Raw genomic sequence first — 18,803 nt, forward strand, 5'->3', positions numbered from 1 at the left:
AGTGGTGGGTTACGCCGGGCAGATGCGCTTCGCGCATCTGCAGGGCTAACCCACCCTACGAACTTCCTCTCTACCTCCCCGTCCAGACCGGCTTTCGCTTCTCGCTGAACGCCTTCAGCCCTTCCTTGGCATCCTCGGTCATCGCCAGCAGCGCGATCTGGCTCTCGGTGTAGGCGATGCTCTCGTCGAACGACATCGCGGCGATGGCGCGCATGGCGTATTTGCCGCGGCGGATCGCGGTCGGGGATTTGTCGACGATGCGTCCGATCAGCCAATCGACCTTGGCATCGAGCTCGGCGGTGGGCACGACGTAGTTAAGCAAGCCCGCAGCTTGCGCGGCCTTCGCATCGAACGGTTCGCCCGTCAGCGCCCATTCGTTGACGAGGCGCGGCGGCGCGATCCTCTGTAAAAGGCTCAGCACCTGCATCGGGAATACGCCGACCTTCACCTCGGGCAGGCCGAAGATGACGTGATCCGCAGCAACCGCCATGTCGGTCATGCAGAGCAGGCCCATGCCGCCGGCCATGCAGACGCCACTGAGGCGCGCAATCGCGGGCTTGGTCGCGTTCTGCGACAAGCGCAGCAGATCGGCATAGTCGACGTTCGGCTTGGAATGATCCATCGCGAAAGCCGCGCCGGAATTCTGCAAGTCCGCGCCCGCGCAGAACGCCTTGTCGCCCGCGCCCGTCAGCACGATGACGCGGACGTCCTTGTCCTCATGCGCGTCGCGATAGCCTTTGCTGATGCCGGCGATCACGTCACCGTTCAGCGCGTTGCGCTTCTCCGGCCGGTTGATGGTGATCCAGAACGCCTGCCCGCGCTTTTCGGTGATGACGGCTGTGGTGTCGGTCATGGCACGCTCGCTTCCTTGCTCCCGTTTGCCGCCATTTGCGGCAGCTTGGACGAGAGGTGCAAGCGCAAACTGCGGCTCGGCGCCGCTTTAGCGCCTCGACACAAATTGCGCGGCGATCGCCGTGCGCGCTCAGGCGACCGCTTTCCTGATCCAGACCTTGTTGTCGTGGAAGGCGGCCCCGCCGATCGGCGCGATCGTGTCCGCGCCCGTCAGCATGTTGATGCCGCGGCCGCCGATATGGTTCTTGTTCGGGTGAACCGACTCCGCAATCAGCACACCGCGCCGCACGCCCTCGAACAGCGTCGCGACCAGCGTGGTCTCGCCGCGGCTGTTGCCCAGCGTCACCGCATCGCCGTCGGCGATGTCGAGCGCGGCCGCATCGAGCGGATGGATCATCACGCTCGCTTTGCCCTCGCGCGCCTGCGAGGACGGCGTCTCGTTGAAGGTGGTGTTGAGGAAGCTGCGCGAGGGGCTGGTGGCGAGCCGGAACGGATGGGCCTGGTCGGCGTGCTCGATCACCGCCCAATGGTCCGGCAATCCCGGCATCTTGTCGAAATCGCCCATCGTCACGCCGAACGGCGGGTGCGCCCAATCCGCCCTAAAGTGGAATTTCTTGTCGGCATGGGCAAAGCCGTCGAGGAAATGCGAGGTGCGGAAATCCGGCTGCAGGTCGCGCCAGACATCCGCTTCGAGAGCACCGATGTCGCCGTGGTTGCTCAGCTTCAGCGTCGCGTCGATCAGTTCGCGCGGCGTCATCTCGAAGCCCCGGTGCTTGGCGCCAAGCCGCGGCGCCAGCGCCTGCAGAACCTCATGGTTGGAGCGGCATTCGCCGGGCGGGTCGATCAGCTTCGGCCCGACCGAGATGTGCTGGTGCCCGCCGCCGTAATAGAGGTCGTCGTGCTCCATGAACATGGTCGCCGGCAGCACGATGTCGGCCATTTGCGCCGTCTCGGTCATGAACTGCTCGTGCACCGCCACGAACAGATCCTCGCGCGCAAAGCCCTGCCGGACCAGCGCCTGCTCCGGCGCCACCGTCATCGGGTTGGTGTTCTGGATCAGCATCGCCTTGACCGGCCCCTTGCCGCGCAGCGCCTCGGCGTCGCCGGTCAGGATGCGGCCGATCTTGGACTGGTCGAGCGCGCGAATGCTGTGGTCGATGGCATCGTGGCCCTCGATGATGGATTCGTTGAAATGCCACAGCGCGTAATTGTTGAAGAAGGCGCCGCCGCCTTCATATTGCCAGGCACCGGTCACGGCGGGAATGCAATTCGCCGCGTGCATCTGCACGGCGCCATTGCGGCTGCGTGTAAAGCCGTAGCCATAACGAAAGAAGGTCCGCTTGGTCTCGCCGACCGCCTTGGCGAACGCCTCGATCTCCGCCACCGGTACGCCGCAGATTGCAGAAGCCCATTCCGGTGTGCGCGTCTTCAGATGCGCCTCGAGCTCGGCGGGGCAGTCCGTGTATTTGTCCATGTAGGCGCGGTCGGCATAGCCGTCGCGGAACAGGACATGCATGACGCCGCAGGCGAAGGCGCCGTCGGTGCCAGGGCGCAGGATGATCTTGATGTCAGCCTGCTTCATCGTCTCGTTGTCGTAGATATCGACCGCCGCGATCTTCGCGCCGCGCTCCTTGCGCGCACGCGAGGCGTGGGTCATCACGTTGACCTGGGTGTTGACGGGATTGGTGCCCCAGATCACGACGAGGTCGGAGAGCGCCATCTCGCGCGGATCGACGCCGGCGATCTTGCCGGTGCCGATCGCAAAGCCGATGCGCCCGACATTGGCGCAGATGGTCTGGTAGAAACGCGAATATTTCTTCACATGCGTGAGGCGGTTGAGACCGTCGCGCATCACCAGCCCCATCGTGCCGGCATAGTAACGCGCCGAACTCGCGCTCGACCTGGTTGAAGCGGTGCCCGATCTCGTCCAGCGCCTCGTCCCAAGAGATCCGCGCGAATTGGCCGGAGCCCTTCGGTCCGGTGCGGCGCATCGGATACATCAGCCGTTCGGGGTGATGGATGCGCTCGGCGTAGCGGGCGACCTTGGCGCAGACGACGCCGGCCGTATAGGTCTGCTTTTTCGAACCACGCACGCGGCCGATGCTGCGGCCTTCGAGCACCTCGACATCGAGGGCACAGGCCGAGGGGCAATCATGCGGACAGGTCGAATGGCGGATTTCGATCTTGGCGTGCTGGTTCATGTCCCGGTTCGTAACACCAAAATACCTGTCAGCCGAGGGCATTTATCCGGCAACGCCCATGCGATTTGCTCAAACCGCGCGCGCCGGCGGTTCCTGCCGCAACCGCGAAATGCGGCCCAATCACACCGAATCCCCCCGGATATTCCCGGCCGGATCAGCTTTGTGAGGCGTCGACAGTCCGCATTTCCTGCCGCTACAGTGCCGGCCAACAAGAACGACATCAGGGAGGTGGGCATGACAGCCCGAAGCTTCATGCTGGCGCTGGCCGCCGGCCTGCTCGCCGCATTCGCCGCGCCCCCCTCACTGGCGCAGGACTATCCCACGCACGCGGTCCGCATCGTCGTCCCCTTCGGGGCGGGCGGGCCGGCCGATGTCGCGGCCCGGCTGATCGGCAACGTATTCCAGGAGAGCTTTGGCCAGCCCTTCGTGATCGAGAACCGCACCGGTGCCGGAGGCGTCATCGGCACGGTCGAGGCAGCGAAGTCGCCGGCCGACGGCTACACGCTGCTGATGATGTCCAACACCCAGACCGCGAATGAATCGCTGCTGACGCCGGACAAGCGCAAATACGAACTGATGCGCGACCTCGCGCCGATCGCGCCGGTGAACTATTCCGATCTCGTCATCGTGGTGAACCCGCAAGTCCCAGTGAAGACGCTTGCCGAGTTCATCGCGCTGGCCAAATCGCAGCCCGGAAAGTTGAATTACGCCTCCTCCGGTCAGGGCACGCCGTATCACATGGCCGGTGAGCTGTTCAAAGCCATGGCCGGCATCGACGTCGTCCATGTCCCCTACCGCAACAGCGGCGAAGCCCGCAGCGGCGTGATCGGCGGACAGGTGCAGATGATGATAGACGCGGTGCCGGCGATGGCGCCGAACATTGCCGAAAACCAGGTTCGCCCGCTCGCCACCACGGGCAAGCAGCGCTCCGCGGTGCTGCCGAACGTGCCGACCGCGATCGAAGCCGGCGTTCCCGGCTATGAGGCCACGATCTGGCTCGGCCTGATGGCGCCCGCGGGCACACCCAAACCCGTCATCGACAAGCTCAATGCCGCTGTAAACGCAATGGTGAAGCGTCCGGACATCATCAAGCTCTGGACTGAGCAGGGCGCCATACCCATGTCGATGACGCCGCAGGAATTCGAAAGATTCCTGCGCGGCGACATCGAGAAATGGGCCGATGTCGTCAAGAAGTTCGACAAGTCCTGAGGCCGCACTGCCCATGCCCACCGTTCAATTCCGGCTCAACGGCGCTGCGATCGCCGTGGACGTCGATCCGGATCAGACGCTGCTCGATGTGCTGCGCAGCCGGCTCGGTGTCACTGGTGCGCATTTCGGCTGCGGAGCCGGCGAATGCGGCGTCTGTCATGTCATGGTCGATGATCGCGCGATGACCTCCTGCGACATGCCGATGTGGTCGGTCGCGGACAAGGACGTCGTCACGCTGGAGGGCCTTGGCACGGCGGCGCAGCCGCATCCGCTGCAACGCGCCTTCATCGCGGAACAGGCGATGCAGTGCGGCTATTGCGCCTCAGGAATCCTGATCACCGCGGCGGCATTGCTGAAGCGCAATCCGTCGCCGACGGAGGCTGAGGTGAGAGCGGCGCTCGATCGTAACCTTTGCCGCTGCGGATCGCATAACCGCATGGTGCGTGCGGTGTTGCGCGCGGTCTCGGAGATGGCGACTCCATGACGTCCCCTGCCCCAAAGCTGCCGGTCAGCCTGGCCGCCAATCCAAAACTATCGTCCTGGGTGCGGTTTACCGACGACGGCCGCGTGGCGATCTCGCCCGGCAAGGTCGAGATCGGCCAAGGCATTGTCACCGCGCTGGCGCAGATCGCTGCGGACGAGCTCGACGTCGATATCTCCAAGGTCGAGATGATCCGCGCCTCGACGGCAGCCAGCCCAAACGAAGGCGTTACGTCAGGCAGCCTTTCGATCCAGCAATCCGGCCGCGCGCTGCGCCACGCCTGTGCCGAGGTGCGCCAGCGCTTCCTGTTTGCGGCGTCCGAGCGTCTGGGCGTCGATGAGGCGTTGCTCGGTGTCGATGACGGCACGATCTCGGGTCCCGGCAATGTCAGGACCAGCTATTGGGAGCTTGCGGGCGACGTCTCGCTCGACCACGATGCCACCCCATGCGCGGCGGCGAAGAGCGCCGCCAGGCGCGCCATCGCCGGACATTCCGTGCAGCGCGTGGACATTCCCGACAAAGTGTTCGCTCAAGCTCGCTTCATTCATGATCAGGCGTTGCCCGGACTGCTGCACGGACGCGTGCTGCGGCCGGACATCTCGGGCGCCAAGCTGATCGCTTTGGATGAAACAGCCGCACGCGCCGTCCCGGGCCTCGTCGCGATCGCCCGCGACGGCGGCTTTGCCGGCGTGGTTGCCGACGGGGAGGCAGCGGCGGAAGTGGCGCTGAAAGCCTTGCGCAAGGGCGCAACATGGTCGGCCGGAGAGCCGCTACCCGACGAGGATGATCTGGGAGGCTTCCTGAAGAGCCAGCCGGTCGAGACCACTGTCATCGACACCAGGACGGCGCCGACGCGCGAGCACGCCCGTACCCTCCGCAGGCAATAGACCCGTCCCTACATCGCCCATGCCTCGATCGCGCCCTCCTGCGCCATGGCGCGATGGGAGGGTGATCGTGTCCACGTCTGGACGCACAGCCAGGGCGTCTATTTGCTGCGCGCCGATCTCGCCATTGTGCTCAAGCTGCCGGCCGAGAACATCGTCGTCGAGCACATGGAGGGAGCCGGCTGCTACGGGCACAATGCCGCCGACGACGTCGCGCTTGATGCCGTGTTGCTGGCGAAAGCGGCCGGCGGCCGACCGGTCCGGGTGCAGTGGTCGCGCCACGACGAGATGTCCCATGCACCGTTTGGCGCCGCAATGGCCATCGAGATCGAGGCCGAGCTCGACGCAGACAATGAGATCGTCGGCTGGCGCCATGCGATCTGGAGCAACGGCCACGCGGCGCGGCCGGGACGCGCGGCGCAGCCGGCGTTGCTCGGCGCAACCGAGATCGCAAACCCCTACCCGCGCATGATCTCGACCAATCCGCCCGCCGCCAATGGCGGCGGTAGCGATCGCAACTCTGTTCCACTCTATGACCTCCCGGCCTGGACGATCACGAGCCACCGGCTGCTGACGATGCCGGTGCGCACTTCGGCGCTGCGGACGCTGGGCGGACAAGGCAATGTCTTCGCCATCGAGTCCCTGCTCGACGAGATCGCCGCCTTGCGCGGCGAAGACCCCATCGCATTTCGCCTGCGCCATCTGCGGGACGAGCGTGCGCGCGACGTCATCCGCGCTGCAGCGCGACGCGCGCAATGGAAACCGCAGAAGCAGGCCGGTATCGGTCACGGCGTCGGCTTTGCGCGCTACAAGAACACAGGTGCCTATTGCGCCGCGATTGCCGAGATCGAAGGCGCCGACGACATCCGCGTGAAACGGCTGACGCTAGCGGTCGATGTCGGCGAGGCCATCAATCCTGATGGCGTGATCAACCAGATCGAGGGCGGCGCGATCCAGGCGACGAGCTGGGTCTTGAAAGAGCGCGTCCGCTTCGACCGCACGCGTATCACCTCGACTTCGTGGACGGACTATCCGATCCTGACGTTCAGCGAGGTGCCGGCGGTCGATGTCGAGATCATCCAGCGGCCGGAGATCGAGCCGGTCGGGGCCGGCGAAGCCGCGCACGGTCCGGTGACGGCGGCGATCGCGAACGCCGTGTTCGATTGCCTCGGCGTGCGCGTGCGCGATCTGCCGATCACGCGCGACAGGATCATTGCAGCCATGGAGCTTGCATCGTGACGACAGTGACCATTTTGAGCGGCGGCGCCGCGCAAGGCCTGGTGCGCGGCCTTACCGATGCCTTCAAGGCGCAGACCGGCTTTGGCATCGACGGTGAGTTCGGCGCCGTCGGTATCATGGCCGACAAGTTGCGCGCGGGAACGCCGGCCGATCTCGTCATCCTGACGCAGGCCCTGCTCGCAAAGCTCGCCGAACAGAAGCTCGTTGTCCCCTCCTCGATCGCGGATGTGGGCCGGGTGGAGACCGCACTGGCGGTCCGCAACCGTGATCCCAAGGTGACGGCGAAGACCGAAGCCGATTTGCGCGAGGTGCTGCGTTCCGCGGACGCGATCTACGTCCCTGACATCAAGGCGTCCACGGCGGGACAACACGTGGCAAGAGTGCTGGATCGGCTCGGCATCGCCTATGAGGTCGCCTCGCGCCTCAAGATATTTCCAAACGGCGCGACCGCGATGCGAGAGCTTGCGACCTCCACCGCAGCGCGACCGATCGGATGCACCCAGGCCACCGAGATCATTGCCACCGACGGCATCGCACTGTCGGGATCATTGCCGCCGGGATGCGAGCTGGTGACGATGTACACGGCCGGCGTGACTACGCGGGCCGCGCATCCAAAGGAGGCAGCCGCGCTGGTCGCGTTGCTGACCGGCGCAGATCACAGGGAGCTGCGCCAGCGCGTGGGCTTTGCCGGCTAGATGCGAGCCTTATTTGTGCAACTGGGTGAGACCGGTCGGCGGCCCGTCGACCGCGGTCCAGCCGCCATCGACGAACAACGTGCTGCCGCTGACATAGCTCGCGGCATCCGAGGCCAGATAGGCCACGGCGGTGGCGACCTCGTCGGCGCTGCTCCAGCGGTTGAACACGGTGTGGCCGGCATAGAGATTGTAGATGTCCGGCCGCTGCTTGAACGGGCCGGTCAGCGCGGTCTCGGCGATACTCGGCGCGATCGCGTTGACGCGCACGCCGGCATGGCCGACCTCGGAGGCAAAACCCTTCACCAAGAGGCCGATCGCCGCCTTGGTGGAGCCGTAGACGCCAAGGCCCGGCTCAATGGTCACCGCACGCACCGAGGAGCAGGCGATGATGCTGCCGCCCTTTTGTTCGACCATGATGCGGCCGAAGGCCTGGAAGAACCACACCGTGCCCTTGACGTTGAGGTTGAGGACGCGATCGAGATCCTCCTCGGTGTAGTCGAGAATGGTCTTGCGGATGTTGAGCCCCGGCGTGGTCACGGCGATGTCGAGCCGCGGAAATTTCTGCATCACGGTCTTGGCGAGCGCATTGACGTCCGCAGCACTCGCGGCGTCGCAGCCAGCTGCTTCCGCCCAGCCGCCCTTGTCGCGAATGCCGGCGGCAGTCGCTTCCGCCGCGTCAAGCGCGCGATCAGCGCAGACGACGCGGGCGCCGAGCCCGGCCAGCGCCTCGGCCGACGATTTGCCGATCCCTGAGGCGGCGCCGAGCACCACGGCCGTCTTGCCGGTAAGATCGAAGAGCTTGCGATAGTCGGTCACGGACAGATTCTCCCTGTTGTTGTGACGCAAACTACGCAAGGCCAGTGCGCCGGCCAAGTGCCGGCGCACGCACGGCAGCTATCCCTTGTATCCCATCAAAAGACGCGGCAGCCACAGCGAGAAGGCAGGAACATAGGTGACGAACATCAGCGCCGCGATCAGCGCGGCATAGAACGGCAGGATGGTGCGCATCACCGCGCCCACCGAGATGCCGCCGATGGCGCAGCCGACGAACTGCGTCGTTCCGACCGGCGGGGTGTTCAGCCCGAGCGCGCAGTTGATCAGCATCAGCATGCCGAACTGTACGGGATCCATGCCCGCCTTCATCGCGATAGGCAGGAAGATCGGGGTGCAGATCAGGATGGTCGCCGCCATGTCCATGAAGGTGCCGAGCACGAACAGGATGATGTTGATGAGCAGGAAGATCATCCAGGGCTGCGTCGAGACCTTGCTCATGAGGTCACCGGCGAAGTCGGCCACCTCGTAAAGACCCATCAGGTACTGGAACATGGTGGAGACGCCGATCAGCAGCAGCACCACGCCCGTCGTCTTCACCGCCTTGGCCGCGGCCCGCAGGAAGTTCTGCAAGGTCATGGTGCGGTAGATGAAGAAGGTCAGCAGGATCGTGTAGGTGACCGCGACCGCTGCGGATTCGGTGGCCGTGAAGACGCCGGACAAGATGCCGGCGAGGATGATGCCGACGATCAGGAGGCCGGGCAGCGCGGCGGCGAGCGAACGGAACACCTCGGCCCAGCCCGGGAACTTGCCCGCCGGATAGCCGCGCTTCACCGCGACTGCGTAAGCCGCGACCAGCATGCACACCATCAGCACCAGCGCCGGCAGGAGACCGGCGGCGATCAGCGCGCCGATCGAGACCTTGCCGCCGGCGGCAAGCGCATAGATGATCATGTTGTGGCTGGTCGGCATCAAGGCTCCGACCAGCGAGGCATGGGTGGTGACGTTGACGGCGTAGTCGGTGTCGAACCCTTCCTTTTTCATCATCGGGATCATCACCGCGCCCATCGCCGACACGTCGGCCACGGGCGAGCCGGAGACGCCGCCGAACAGCGTGCAGGCGACCACGTTAGACATGCCGAGGCCACCGCGGATGTGCCCGACGAGATTCTTGGCGAGCTTCACGATCTTGTCGGCGACGCCGCCATGCAGCATCAGCTCGCCGCTGAAGACGAAGAACGGGATGGCGAGGAAGGAGAAGATGTTCATCCCCGACATCATCTGCTGGAAGATGACGGCGACCGGCAGGCCTTCATAGAGGATGGTGCAAATCGCCGAGAGGCCGATCGCGAAGGCGACCGGTACGCCGAGAATCAGGAAGCCGAAGAAGGTGGCGCCGAGGATGATCAGTTCCATGACGGGACGACCTCTTCGCCGCGCAGGAGAGCAATGATGTGCTCGATGGAAAAGGAGACGATCAGGATGCCCGACGCGATCAGCGGCACGTAGCGGATGACCTCGGGAAGGCCGAGATTGGGGATTTTCACGGTGCCGACCGATGCCCCGAGGATCCAGCCATTATAGGCCATCGCGATGCCGAAGACGGCCACCAGAACGTGGATCACGATCTCGATCTTCTCCCGCACATGATCCGGAAGCATGACCAGCAGACTGTCCATGCCGATGTGGCCGGCATCGCGCACGCCGACGGCGGCACCGATCAGTGTGACGTACAGAATGAGGACCAGCGCGAGATTCTCGGTCCAGGTCGGGCTGGAATTGAGCACGTAACGTCCGAACACCTGATAGAACACGATGGTGACGATGACGAGCAGTCCCGTCACCGACAGATACATGCCGAGGCGTGCGATGGGTGCATTGATCCGCGAGAGCAGGCCAGTGGACGGCCGTCCGGTGACCACCTCCTGCTCGTGATCTGCGACGTGTGGGTCTGTCATCGCGCGCCTCCCTCGCGAGGGTCCGGTGTCACCTTGCGGCGACGCCGGACCCGATCCGCCGTGCTCTTACTTCGTGTCCTGGATACGCTTGACGAGGCTCTGCAGCTTCTCGTCACCGGCGAACTTCTGGTACACCGGCTTCATCGCATCGACGAACTCCTGCTTGTTGGCGACGGTCACGACCTGGACGCCGGCCGCCTCGACGGTCTTGCGGGAGGCCTGCTCGCGTTCGTCCCAGAGCTTGCGCATGACCGGCACCGATTCTTTGGCCGCCTTGCGGACCATCGCCTGATCCTCCTTGCTCAGCGTGTCCCAGACCTTTTTGGACATCACGAGAACTTCGGGAGCGAGCGAGTGCTCGGTGACGTTGTAGAACTTGGCCGCCTCGAAGTGACGCGAGGACTCGTAGGAGGGCCAGTTGTTCTCGGCCGCGTCCACGAGACCGGTCTTGAGGGCGGTGTAGACCTCGCCATAGGGCATCGGGGTCGGGTTGGCGCCGAGGCTCTGGATCATGCCGACCCAGAGGTCTGACTGCTGGACACGGATCTTGAGACCCTTGAGGTCCGCAAGCGACTTGACTGGTGCCTTGACGGTGTAGATGGACCGGGCGCCGCTGTCGTAATAGGCAAGACCGACCAGGCCGGCGGGCTCCATCGCCGCCAGGATCTCGTCGCCGATCGGACCGTCGAGGACGGTACGCATGTGCTGCGTGTCCCGGAAGACGAAGGGCAGGCACAGGGCGACGGTTTCAGGCACGAAGTTGTTCAGCGGCGATGCGTTGATGCGCATCATGTCGAGCGCGCCGATCTTGAGCTGCTCGATGGTGTCCTTTTCCGAGCCCAGGGCGCCGTTCGGAAACACCTTCACGCCGAGCTTGCCGCCGCTCGCCGCCGCGAGCTGCTTGCCCATGAACTTGACGGCCTCGACGGTCGGATAGTCGGCCGGATGGACGTCGGCGGAGCGGAAATCGCGCGCAGTCGCCAGCGGCGCTGAGACCGCCAGCACAGCGGCTGCGATGATACCGGTGAGTGTCTTCATCTGGGCTTCCTCCTGAGGTGATTATGTCGTTGTCGGGCAGGCTGCAGGCCGTCTTGGGTCGCTCCACTTCAGGCGTGAAGTCAAGCGCCAATGTCGTCCCTAGGGCGGGCGGCATTCTCTGTCCAAGCCAAATCCAGCATCGATCAATCCAAGAGTTGCATCGATCAATTTCCGGCGCAATCGCACTATGGTGGGTATGGCGGGCTGGTCCGCCGTCGCCGGCACGTGACTTGACGCCTCCAATGGAGGCCCCTCAAGATGTTCGAAACAGCGGATCATCTCGAGGGAATGCCCATGCCGCGGAAGCTGATCGATATTTCCGTGCCACTCCGAAACGACGTGACGTCCGATCCGCCAGGCAACCATCCGACGATCCAGTACATCGACCACCAGCAGGGCTTGCCGCGCATGCTGCAGTTCTTCGACGGCCTCAAGGCGGAAGACTTGCCGGACGGCCAGGGTTGGGCCGTGGAGCAGGTGTCGCTGTCGACGCACAACGGCACGCATCTCGACGCGCCCTGGCACTTTCATCCGACCATGAACCGCGGCGAGCGGTCATGGACCATCGACGAGGTGCCGCTGGAGTGGTGCTTTCAGCCCGGCGTGAAGCTCGATTTCCGGCATCTGCCTGACGGCTATGTCGTGACCGCCGGCGACGTCGAGGCGGAGCTCAAGCGCATCGGACACACGCTATCGCCGCTGGAGATCGTCGTCGTCAACACCAGCGCCGGCGCCAAATTCGGCCGCGCCGATTACGTCAACTCCGGTTGCGGCATGGGCTACGGGGCGACCATGTATCTGCTCGAACGCGGCGTGCGCCTGACCGGCACCGACGGCTGGAGCTGGGACGCGCCATTCGTCTACACCGCGAAGAAATATGCCGAAACCAAGGACGCGGGCCTGATCTGGGAAGGCCACAAGGCGGGACGGCACATCGGCTATTGCCATCTCGAGAAGCTGCACAATCTCGATCAATTGCCATCGACCGGATTCACGGTCTCGTGTTTCCCGGTGAAGATCGAACGCGCCTCGGCGGGCTGGACCCGCGCGGTTGCCATCATCGACGATTAGGCGCGGCGGGTCACTCGCCGTCGAGGCCGCTTTCGGCGAGCTCGCGCAGCGCATCGGTGTCGAGCACCACGATGGCGCCGTGCTCGAGACGAACCCAGTTGCGTCCGGCCCAGGCGCGCAATTGCTTGTTGATGCTCTCGCGTGTCATCCCCACCATCTCGCTGATCTCCTGCTGGGTGATGGCGAGCGTACCACTGCCGGAATCGAGCTTGCGCTCCTCGGTGAGGCCGAGCAGCGCGCTTGCGAGCCGCCCCGGCAGATTTTGCAGGATCACCTGCTCGACCTGTTGGCTGGTCCAGCGCAGGCGCGCGCAGAGCAGTTCGATGAACTTCATCGCCAGCGCCGGCTGACTCTTCACGAACGGCAGGAAGTCGCGGCGGTCGATGATATAGAGCTCGCAATTGGTATTGGCGGTCGCATCCGCCGAACGCGGCGCACCGTCGAGAACCGCGATCTCGCCAAAGATTTCTCCAGGCCCGATCAGATTGAGAATGGCATTCCGCCCGTCTGGCGACGAGGAGGATATCTTCACTGTCCCGGTGATCACCGCGAACAGGTTGTTGCCGGGATCGCCCTTGGCGGCGATCGTCGCGCCGCGCTTCACGGTGGTGTGCTTGGCGTAGCGGCAAAGCTGATCGAGCGCCTCCGGCTCCAGATCCGCGAAGATCGGGTGCTTGCGCAGGACCGATAATTTGTTGCCCGCCGATTGTCGGGGGTCGCCGGTCTTGTCCTGAGGCACGCCGCTGGGCTCCTAAGGCTGCGAGGCACTAGGGTTCCTGCGTAGTCAGTGTTGTCCGGCATTTCAACCGGAAAGCATGCCCACGGTTTAAGGCAAATGCGGCGAAAATGCCTCCGCCCGGCCCGAAGCCCGCACCCGAAGGATGTGCCAATGCGCCCCCGTCGATGCAGAGTTGCGGACCCCGCAGGTCGTGTTGTGTTGAGGCGCTGCCGAGCGGCCAACAGCCGACTGCGCTCGAGTCGGCAGCTTAGCACATTAGACGGGAATCTACGATCGAGAGCTTCAACGCTTGGTATCGAGGTCGATCCGGCCTGCGCTGGTTTGCCGATCCGCCCACGCCAGAGCTGCGGCGAAACCGACGAAGATCGCCACGACGACAATGGTCATCAGCAACGCGTCTGTGGGCATCATGCTCCTCCCGGATTGTTTGAGGGCATTATTTGCGACGGGTCCCCGGCGTCATTGATCGGAATCAAAAATCCGGGAGCGTTGCGGAAAGTCTCTCAGGCTGTGGCGAGGGCCTCGACGCGCGCCGGGTCGCGCAGGCTGATCCCGCCGTGAATGATCTCGATCGCGCCGTGGCGCTCGAGCTTGGTGAAGGTGCGGCTGACGGTTTCGATGGTCAGGCCGAGATAGTCGGCGATGTCCTGGCGGCTCATCGGAAGCGAAACCGTGTCGGACGGCCCCTTGAGTGCCAACAGCCGTTCGCGCCAGCCGAGCAGGAAAGCCGCGACCTTCTCGTCCGCCGAGCGGCGGCCGAGCAGGACCATATGGTCGCGTGCCTGGCTCAACTCCCGAATGGCCAGCTCGTTGATCCGCCTGAGCAGCTGCGGACGATCCTCGATGAAGCGGCCGAAGGGCGCCTTTGCGAACTGGCAGACGGTCACCGCGCCGATTGCATCGGCCGAAAAATTGTGACGGCCGGAAAGATTCATCCCAAGGAAATCGCCGGGCAACGCGAAACCCACGATCTGCCGCCGGCCGTCCGGCAGCAGCTTGTACAGCCGCATGACGCCTTCGAGGACGTTGTAGAACGAGGTCGTGATGTCCTCCTCGGAGAACACGGTCTCACCCGAGGAAAAGTGAACACGGCGTCCGAGATGCTCGAATTCCCTGAGCTCGGCCGCATCCAGCGACGAGCAAACCGCCGATCCACGTACGGCACAATCGCTGCAGAAATGCCCGTTCGGCTCAATCGTGACCACGGAAGGCTTCATCCACCGCTCCAAGCGTCGGTCCAGCTCCGCCCCCGGCCGAGTCCGCCACGCGGCTGCATTTTACTGCGCCGCCACAAACCCGATTGACCCAGATCAATTTTGGCAGCCCTCCTCCCTCTATTCTGCGTCGAGAGTTCGACGGGATCCCGCCTTCCATGCTTCAGCACGCGCTCCGCCAGGGCCTGATCGGCCTGCTTCTAATCACGCCCGCGGTCGCGGCCCCTACCGCCGAACAACGCGGCAAGACCTTTGCACGGACCAATTGCGCGCGCTGCCACGCGATCGACCGCGTCTCCGAGAGCCCGCTCAAGATCGCGCCCCCGCTACGCACCCTGCACCGGCGCTATCCGATCGAGACCCTTGGCGAAGCGCTGGCGGAGGGTATCTATACCGGCCACGCCGACATGCCCGCCTTCGAGCTCAGTCCGGACCAGATCCACGACCTCTTGTCGTACCTGAAGACGCTGGAATAGCCGGCTTCACACCGCCTGCACCGTCCAGCCGATCAGCTCCTTGGCGATGCGGGCGAAAGCCGCATCGAACGCCGCGACCGCGGCCGCCGGCTCGACCTTGTCGAGCTTCTCACTGGTCTCAATGAGGCGCGAGGCAAGTACCTTGCCGTTCTTGTCGACGATCCGCGCCGACAGGGCGATCTCGACCCTTGTCTCGCCCTCCGTGGCAATCCGGAAGCGTCTGATGTCGATCAGAAGCTGGTAGTCCGCCTGTCCGAGATCGCTCGTGCGCAGCGGCGCATGAGCGATGTCGTAGTTCTCGAAACTGTCGATCAGCCGCGCCTGCACCAGCTTCGGAATGCTGTCGGCCCACAGGAAATCGGCAAAGCCCGGGTTGTCGCCCACGGGGGAGAACAGCATGCGCTGGGTCTGGAGCATCGCGACCGCGGTTGGCTCGGGAATGGCCAGCGACGCAGAGAACGTCTTGCCGGCGGGGCCAAGGTTCTGCGGAGCGCGCAGGTCGTAGGTGATCTTCTGCGCGGGCGTCCCGCCACCTGTCATCTTCTCGAGGCCCGCCAGAATGCCGTCGATCTTGCCGGTGTTGCGCACGAGCCCGTCGGAGAATGTCTTGAGATTGGCGATGGTGTCCTTCAGCGGACCGGAATTGTCCTCCAGCACGGCGTCGACCCGCCGCAGCGCGTCGCGCGCGGCCTGCGTCATGCTCTGGCCTGCACCGGCCTTGGCGATCAGGGTCAGGGGCTCGCCGGATTTGGCGACGATCATGCCGCCCTCCAGCGTCACCACCGGCACGCCGGTCAAGCCCTGGAAATCGAGACCGACCTTTGTGTCGGCGCGCACCGGTGTGGCCGAAGCAACCGAGATCGTCGCGTTGACGAAGCGCGGATTGTCCGGCGCGAGCCCGAGCTGGGTCACCTCGCCAACGCGGATGCCGTTGAACAGCACGCCGGCGCCGACCAGCAGGCCCGGCACCGGTCCCTGGAACTGCACGTGATAGTTCGTACGCGGCCCGATGCCGCCGGTGTTGTTCAGCCAGTAGACGAAGCCGAACACCGCGACAATCGCGGCCAGCACGAAGCTGCCGATCAGCACGTAGGGAGCGCGGGTTTCCATGTCTCATCTCATCTCGTGTTGCAGCATCTGCGAGCGCTTGCCGTGGAAATAGGCGCGCACCCAGGGATGCTCGGATTGCAGCAGGTCGCGCATCGGGCCAATCGCCACGATCTTGCCGTCCGCGAGCGCGGCGACGCGGTCGCAGACCGTGGTGAGGCTGGCAAGATCGTGGGTGACCATGAAGACGGTCAGCTCCAGGGTCCTTTGCAGAGTCCTGATCAGCGCGTCGAAATCGCCGGCGGCGATCGGATCGAGGCCGGACGTCGGCTCATCCAGGAACAGGATCGGCGGATCGAGCGCGAGCGCGCGCGCCAGCGCCACGCGCTTGGTCATGCCGCCCGACAGCTCCGCCGGATATTTGTCGGCATCTTGCGCCCGCAATCCCACCATCTCGAGCTTGGCGATCGCGATCTCGTCCATCAGCTCCTGCGACAGCACGAGATTTTCGCGCAGCGGAAACTGGACGTTCTGGCGGACCGTCAGCGAGGAGAACAGCGCGCCCTGCTGGAACAGGATGCCCCAGGCCGTGGCCGCGCCCTGCGTGCGGCCGCCGATCGGCTGTCCCATGACCTCGATGGTGCCGCTGCGACGCGGGATCAGGCCGATGATGGTCCGCATCAGCACCGACTTGCCGCCGCCGGACGCGCCCACCAGCCCGAGGATCTCGCCCCGGCGGACATCGAGCGAGAGATGATCGAGCACGGTCTGGCGGCCGAAACCGACCACGAGGTCGTGGACGCGGATTGCGAACTCGTCCTGCTGTTCGTCCATCGTCACATTCCGATGGAAGCGAAGAAGATCGCGAACAGGCCGTCGAGCACGATCACCAGGAAGATCGACTTCACCACGGACGTCGTCGTCTGCCGCCCGAGCGACTCCGCGCTGCCCTTGACGCGCAAGCCCTCGCTGCAGGCGACGATCCCGATCACCAGCGCCATGAACGGCGCCTTCAGGATGCCGACCTCGAAATGAGTGACGGAAATGGCCTCATGCAGCCGTGCGATGTAGATCGCCGGTCCCATGTCGCCATAGAACTGCGCGACCAGGCCGCCGCCATAGAGCGCGGCAATCGATCCGATGAAGGCCAGGATCGGCAGCGCGATCACCAGCGCCGCAACGCGGGGCAGGATCAGGACGTCGACGGGATCGAGCCCCATGGTCGAGAGCGCATCGATCTCCTCGCGCATCTTCATCGAGCCAAGCTCGGCGGTGTAGGCGCTTCCCGAACGTCCGGCGACCATGATGGCGACGATCAGAACGCCGAGCTCGCGCAGCACCAGGATGCCGACCATGTCGACGGTGTAGGATTCCGCACCGAACCTGCGGAAATGGAAGAACCCCTGCTGGGCGATGATGGCGCCGATCAGGAAGGTGATCAGAACGACGATGGGGATCGCCTGCCACCCGATGCGGTAGAGCTGGTAGACCAGCGACGTCAGTCGCAGCGTTCGCGGCCGGCGCAGCACGCCGACGATGGCCATGAACAAGGCGCCAAGCATTTGCAGGAAGATCGTGATGTCCTCCCGCGCGCCGACCGTGGCCTTGCCGAGATCGTTCAACCTGAGCAGAACCGGATTGGACGCGGATGTCGGCGGCGGCGCTTGGCGGTTGACCTGGCGCACCTCCTCCATGAGACCGCTGAAATGGTCGGCGACACCGACGAATTCCGCCGATCTGCCGGATGAGGCGGCTCGGCGCGACAGCTTCTCCAGGACCCAGGCGCCCAGCGTATCCAGCGCGCTGATGCCCGACATGTCCAGTGTCACAACTCTCGACCGATCGACGTCGGCTCCGACCGACCGGGACAGAGTTTCGAGCGTCGCCACATTCGCTGCGGTCCAGGGCCCTTCCGGGCGCAATTTCAGCGCATCGCCAGACGGCGTCGCCAGCAACAGCGGTTCGGAGTTCACGCTTGCACCTCATCGGGACAATTGGTCCCCATTCAGCCGCTACTTCTAGGCCAGCGTGTGGCGGCCGGTTTGACCTGTCTCAAGAGCAGGAGCTACCCACGTCTTGACGCAGGTCAAGCGCGGTCGTGCCGGCGGGCCCTAGGGTTCGCTTCATTCAATGGAGACATCAAATCCATGTTCGACAGCGACAGGATGAGCGAAGAACTGCGATCGTTGAAGGTGGACGTCACGCGCCTCTTGAGCACCGCCGGCGAGCAGATGTTCGACAGCTCGAAGGAGCGGGCCGAGGCTCTGGCCGATCAGATCAAGGCCGCGCTTGCCGAGCTCGGTGAAACCGTCAGCGACGAGCAGGAGCAGCTTCAAGGCCTCATTGCGGAGCGCCCGATGACGTCGCTCGCCTCGGCTTTCGCACTCGGCGTGGTCGTCGGCTTCATGCTGAGGAGACACTAGGTGAATAGCGAGAATGTCGTCAAACATCTGCGCCTGCTGTGGCGCACCGACAGGATCATCGCGGACATCAGGCTGCGCCACCTCTTGATGGGCCTCGGCCTGCGCGCCTTTGCGGCGCTGATCGCGGCGTTCGGGCTGCTGATGCTGGAACTGTCGGCCTATTTCGCGCTGGTCCAGATCTGGAGCGCCATTGCCGCGGCCGCCATTCTCGGCGCCGTCAATTTTGCCATCGCGGCGGGTCTCTTCGTCGTCGCCGGCCGCGCTCCGTCCGGCCGCGACATCGAGCTCGCCAATGAAATTCACGGCGCGTCCATCGAGGCCCTTCAGCTCGAGGCGCGCGCGCTTCAGGCTCAGGTGTCGGGCGCGGTGCATCATCCGCTGAGCACGATCGTGCCGGTGCTGGTGCCCCTGATCGCAATTATCGTCAAGTCTTTGCGAACCGCTGCCAAGACATCTGCCAAGACATCCGCCGCCGCAAATTCGGCCGAAGCGCCCTCCTAGCGGG

The 18,803-nt window shown here is 64.7% G+C and carries 18 protein-coding genes and 2 pseudogenes; 8 read left to right on the forward strand and 12 right to left on the reverse strand.

Annotated features, from left to right (window positions below):
• Window positions 1–70: 70 nt before the first annotated feature.
• Both ACVJ19_RS37895 and ACVJ19_RS37900 read right to left on the reverse strand, forming a co-directional pair.
• A complete protein-coding gene (locus tag ACVJ19_RS37895) occupies window positions 71–853 on the reverse strand; it encodes an enoyl-CoA hydratase/isomerase family protein (protein ID WP_453954139.1) in 783 nt (260 codons plus the stop codon).
• A 129-nt stretch (window positions 854–982) separates the two neighbouring features.
• A pseudogene (locus ACVJ19_RS37900) lies at window positions 983–3,053 on the reverse strand (molybdopterin oxidoreductase family protein).
• A 234-nt stretch (window positions 3,054–3,287) separates the two neighbouring features.
• Here ACVJ19_RS37900 and ACVJ19_RS37905 point away from each other — a divergent pair.
• The 4 genes and pseudogenes from ACVJ19_RS37905 (at window position 3,288) to ACVJ19_RS37920 (ending at window position 7,561) form a co-directional block, all read left to right on the forward strand.
• Complete coding sequence (locus tag ACVJ19_RS37905) at window positions 3,288–4,262, forward strand: Bug family tripartite tricarboxylate transporter substrate binding protein (RefSeq protein WP_453954140.1); 975 nt, start codon at window positions 3,288–3,290, stop codon at window positions 4,260–4,262.
• A gap of 13 nt (window positions 4,263–4,275) precedes the next feature.
• Complete coding sequence (locus tag ACVJ19_RS37910) at window positions 4,276–4,746, forward strand: (2Fe-2S)-binding protein (protein ID WP_453954141.1); 471 nt, start codon at window positions 4,276–4,278, stop codon at window positions 4,744–4,746.
• Window positions 4,743–6,866: pseudogene (locus tag ACVJ19_RS37915) on the forward strand (molybdopterin cofactor-binding domain-containing protein). Before ACVJ19_RS37910 ends, ACVJ19_RS37915 begins: the two are co-directional and overlap by 4 nt.
• Entirely contained in the window at window positions 6,863–7,561 is a 699-nt protein-coding gene (locus ACVJ19_RS37920) for a molybdate ABC transporter substrate-binding protein (protein ID WP_456739499.1), read from the forward strand. Before ACVJ19_RS37915 ends, ACVJ19_RS37920 begins: the two are co-directional and overlap by 4 nt.
• Before the next feature lie 9 nt (window positions 7,562–7,570).
• Here the strand turns inward: ACVJ19_RS37920 and ACVJ19_RS37925 are convergent, their stop codons facing one another.
• The 4 genes from ACVJ19_RS37925 to ACVJ19_RS37940 form a co-directional block, all read right to left on the reverse strand.
• Window positions 7,571–8,377 carry an SDR family NAD(P)-dependent oxidoreductase gene (locus tag ACVJ19_RS37925; RefSeq protein ID WP_453954142.1) on the reverse strand — a complete coding sequence of 269 codons (807 nt, stop codon included), beginning with the start codon at window positions 8,375–8,377 and terminating at the stop codon, window positions 7,571–7,573.
• 78 nt (window positions 8,378–8,455) lie between these two features.
• Complete coding sequence (locus ACVJ19_RS37930; RefSeq protein ID WP_453954143.1) at window positions 8,456–9,748, reverse strand: TRAP transporter large permease; 1,293 nt, start codon at window positions 9,746–9,748, stop codon at window positions 8,456–8,458.
• Window positions 9,739–10,290 carry a TRAP transporter small permease gene (locus tag ACVJ19_RS37935; protein ID WP_453954144.1) on the reverse strand — a complete coding sequence of 184 codons (552 nt, stop codon included), beginning with the start codon at window positions 10,288–10,290 and terminating at the stop codon, window positions 9,739–9,741. The genes ACVJ19_RS37930 and ACVJ19_RS37935 overlap by 10 nt, the downstream gene beginning before the upstream one ends.
• 66 nt (window positions 10,291–10,356) lie before the next feature.
• The gene (locus ACVJ19_RS37940; RefSeq protein WP_453954145.1) at window positions 10,357–11,328 is read right to left on the reverse strand and encodes a TRAP transporter substrate-binding protein; all 972 of its coding nucleotides are present in this window, start codon (window positions 11,326–11,328) and stop codon (window positions 10,357–10,359) included.
• A 294-nt stretch (window positions 11,329–11,622) separates the two neighbouring features.
• Between ACVJ19_RS37940 and ACVJ19_RS37945 the strand changes: the two genes are divergently transcribed.
• A complete protein-coding gene (locus ACVJ19_RS37945) occupies window positions 11,623–12,399 on the forward strand; it encodes a cyclase family protein (RefSeq protein WP_453954146.1) in 777 nt (258 codons plus the stop codon).
• Window positions 12,400–12,409: 10 nt separating this feature from the next.
• On the opposite strand, the gene ACVJ19_RS37950 is transcribed toward ACVJ19_RS37945, so the two are convergent.
• The 3 genes from ACVJ19_RS37950 to ACVJ19_RS37960 form a co-directional block, all read right to left on the reverse strand.
• Window positions 12,410–13,138 carry a Crp/Fnr family transcriptional regulator gene (locus tag ACVJ19_RS37950; protein ID WP_092260910.1) on the reverse strand — a complete coding sequence of 243 codons (729 nt, stop codon included), beginning with the start codon at window positions 13,136–13,138 and terminating at the stop codon, window positions 12,410–12,412.
• A 282-nt stretch (window positions 13,139–13,420) separates the two neighbouring features.
• Window positions 13,421–13,546 carry a hypothetical protein gene (locus ACVJ19_RS37955; protein WP_456739500.1) on the reverse strand — a complete coding sequence of 42 codons (126 nt, stop codon included), beginning with the start codon at window positions 13,544–13,546 and terminating at the stop codon, window positions 13,421–13,423.
• A 95-nt stretch (window positions 13,547–13,641) separates the two neighbouring features.
• Window positions 13,642–14,355, reverse strand: a complete 714-nt coding sequence (locus ACVJ19_RS37960) for a helix-turn-helix domain-containing protein (RefSeq protein ID WP_453954147.1) — start codon at window positions 14,353–14,355, stop codon at window positions 13,642–13,644.
• 155 nt (window positions 14,356–14,510) lie between these two features.
• Between ACVJ19_RS37960 and ACVJ19_RS37965 the strand changes: the two genes are divergently transcribed.
• Window positions 14,511–14,828 (forward strand): c-type cytochrome, encoded by a 318-nt coding sequence (locus ACVJ19_RS37965; RefSeq protein ID WP_453954148.1) that lies wholly within the window; start codon window positions 14,511–14,513, stop codon window positions 14,826–14,828.
• A gap of 6 nt (window positions 14,829–14,834) precedes the next feature.
• Here the strand turns inward: ACVJ19_RS37965 and ACVJ19_RS37970 are convergent, their stop codons facing one another.
• The 3 genes from ACVJ19_RS37970 to ACVJ19_RS37980 are packed head-to-tail and all read right to left on the reverse strand — an operon-like array spanning window position 14,835 to window position 17,848.
• The gene (locus ACVJ19_RS37970; protein ID WP_453954149.1) at window positions 14,835–15,938 is read right to left on the reverse strand and encodes an ABC-type transport auxiliary lipoprotein family protein; all 1,104 of its coding nucleotides are present in this window, start codon (window positions 15,936–15,938) and stop codon (window positions 14,835–14,837) included.
• Between the two features lie 3 nt (window positions 15,939–15,941).
• A complete protein-coding gene (locus ACVJ19_RS37975; protein WP_453954150.1) occupies window positions 15,942–16,709 on the reverse strand; it encodes an ABC transporter ATP-binding protein in 768 nt (255 codons plus the stop codon).
• A 2-nt stretch (window positions 16,710–16,711) separates the two neighbouring features.
• The gene (locus tag ACVJ19_RS37980; RefSeq protein WP_453954151.1) at window positions 16,712–17,848 is read right to left on the reverse strand and encodes an ABC transporter permease; all 1,137 of its coding nucleotides are present in this window, start codon (window positions 17,846–17,848) and stop codon (window positions 16,712–16,714) included.
• A gap of 174 nt (window positions 17,849–18,022) precedes the next feature.
• Between ACVJ19_RS37980 and ACVJ19_RS37985 the strand changes: the two genes are divergently transcribed.
• Window positions 18,023–18,298 carry a hypothetical protein gene (locus ACVJ19_RS37985; RefSeq protein WP_453954152.1) on the forward strand — a complete coding sequence of 92 codons (276 nt, stop codon included), beginning with the start codon at window positions 18,023–18,025 and terminating at the stop codon, window positions 18,296–18,298.
• A complete protein-coding gene (locus ACVJ19_RS37990) occupies window positions 18,299–18,799 on the forward strand; it encodes a phage holin family protein (RefSeq protein WP_453954153.1) in 501 nt (166 codons plus the stop codon).
• The last annotated feature ends 4 nt before the right edge of the window (window positions 18,800–18,803 follow it).

It is taken from the genome of Bradyrhizobium sp. USDA 376, from assembly GCF_054063675.1.

Coding starts and splice junctions, on each gene's coding strand:
- ACVJ19_RS37940 (WP_453954145.1), bottom strand. CDS start 11,328: ATGAAGACACTCACCGGTATCATCGCAGCCGCTGTGCTGGCGGTCTCA.
- ACVJ19_RS37895 (WP_453954139.1), bottom strand. CDS start 853: ATGACCGACACCACAGCCGTCATCACCGAAAAGCGCGGGCAGGCGTTC.
- ACVJ19_RS37960 (WP_453954147.1), bottom strand. CDS start 14,355: ATGAAGCCTTCCGTGGTCACGATTGAGCCGAACGGGCATTTCTGCAGC.
- ACVJ19_RS37905 (WP_453954140.1), top strand. CDS start 3,288: ATGACAGCCCGAAGCTTCATGCTGGCGCTGGCCGCCGGCCTGCTCGCC.
- ACVJ19_RS37975 (WP_453954150.1), bottom strand. CDS start 16,709: ATGGACGAACAGCAGGACGAGTTCGCAATCCGCGTCCACGACCTCGTG.
- ACVJ19_RS37935 (WP_453954144.1), bottom strand. CDS start 10,290: ATGACAGACCCACACGTCGCAGATCACGAGCAGGAGGTGGTCACCGGA.
- ACVJ19_RS37965 (WP_453954148.1), top strand. CDS start 14,511: ATGCTTCAGCACGCGCTCCGCCAGGGCCTGATCGGCCTGCTTCTAATC.
- ACVJ19_RS37930 (WP_453954143.1), bottom strand. CDS start 9,748: ATGGAACTGATCATCCTCGGCGCCACCTTCTTCGGCTTCCTGATTCTC.
- ACVJ19_RS37985 (WP_453954152.1), top strand. CDS start 18,023: ATGTTCGACAGCGACAGGATGAGCGAAGAACTGCGATCGTTGAAGGTG.
- ACVJ19_RS37970 (WP_453954149.1), bottom strand. CDS start 15,938: ATGGAAACCCGCGCTCCCTACGTGCTGATCGGCAGCTTCGTGCTGGCC.
- ACVJ19_RS37955 (WP_456739500.1), bottom strand. CDS start 13,546: ATGCCCACAGACGCGTTGCTGATGACCATTGTCGTCGTGGCGATCTTC.
- ACVJ19_RS37945 (WP_453954146.1), top strand. CDS start 11,623: ATGCCGCGGAAGCTGATCGATATTTCCGTGCCACTCCGAAACGACGTG.
- ACVJ19_RS37910 (WP_453954141.1), top strand. CDS start 4,276: ATGCCCACCGTTCAATTCCGGCTCAACGGCGCTGCGATCGCCGTGGAC.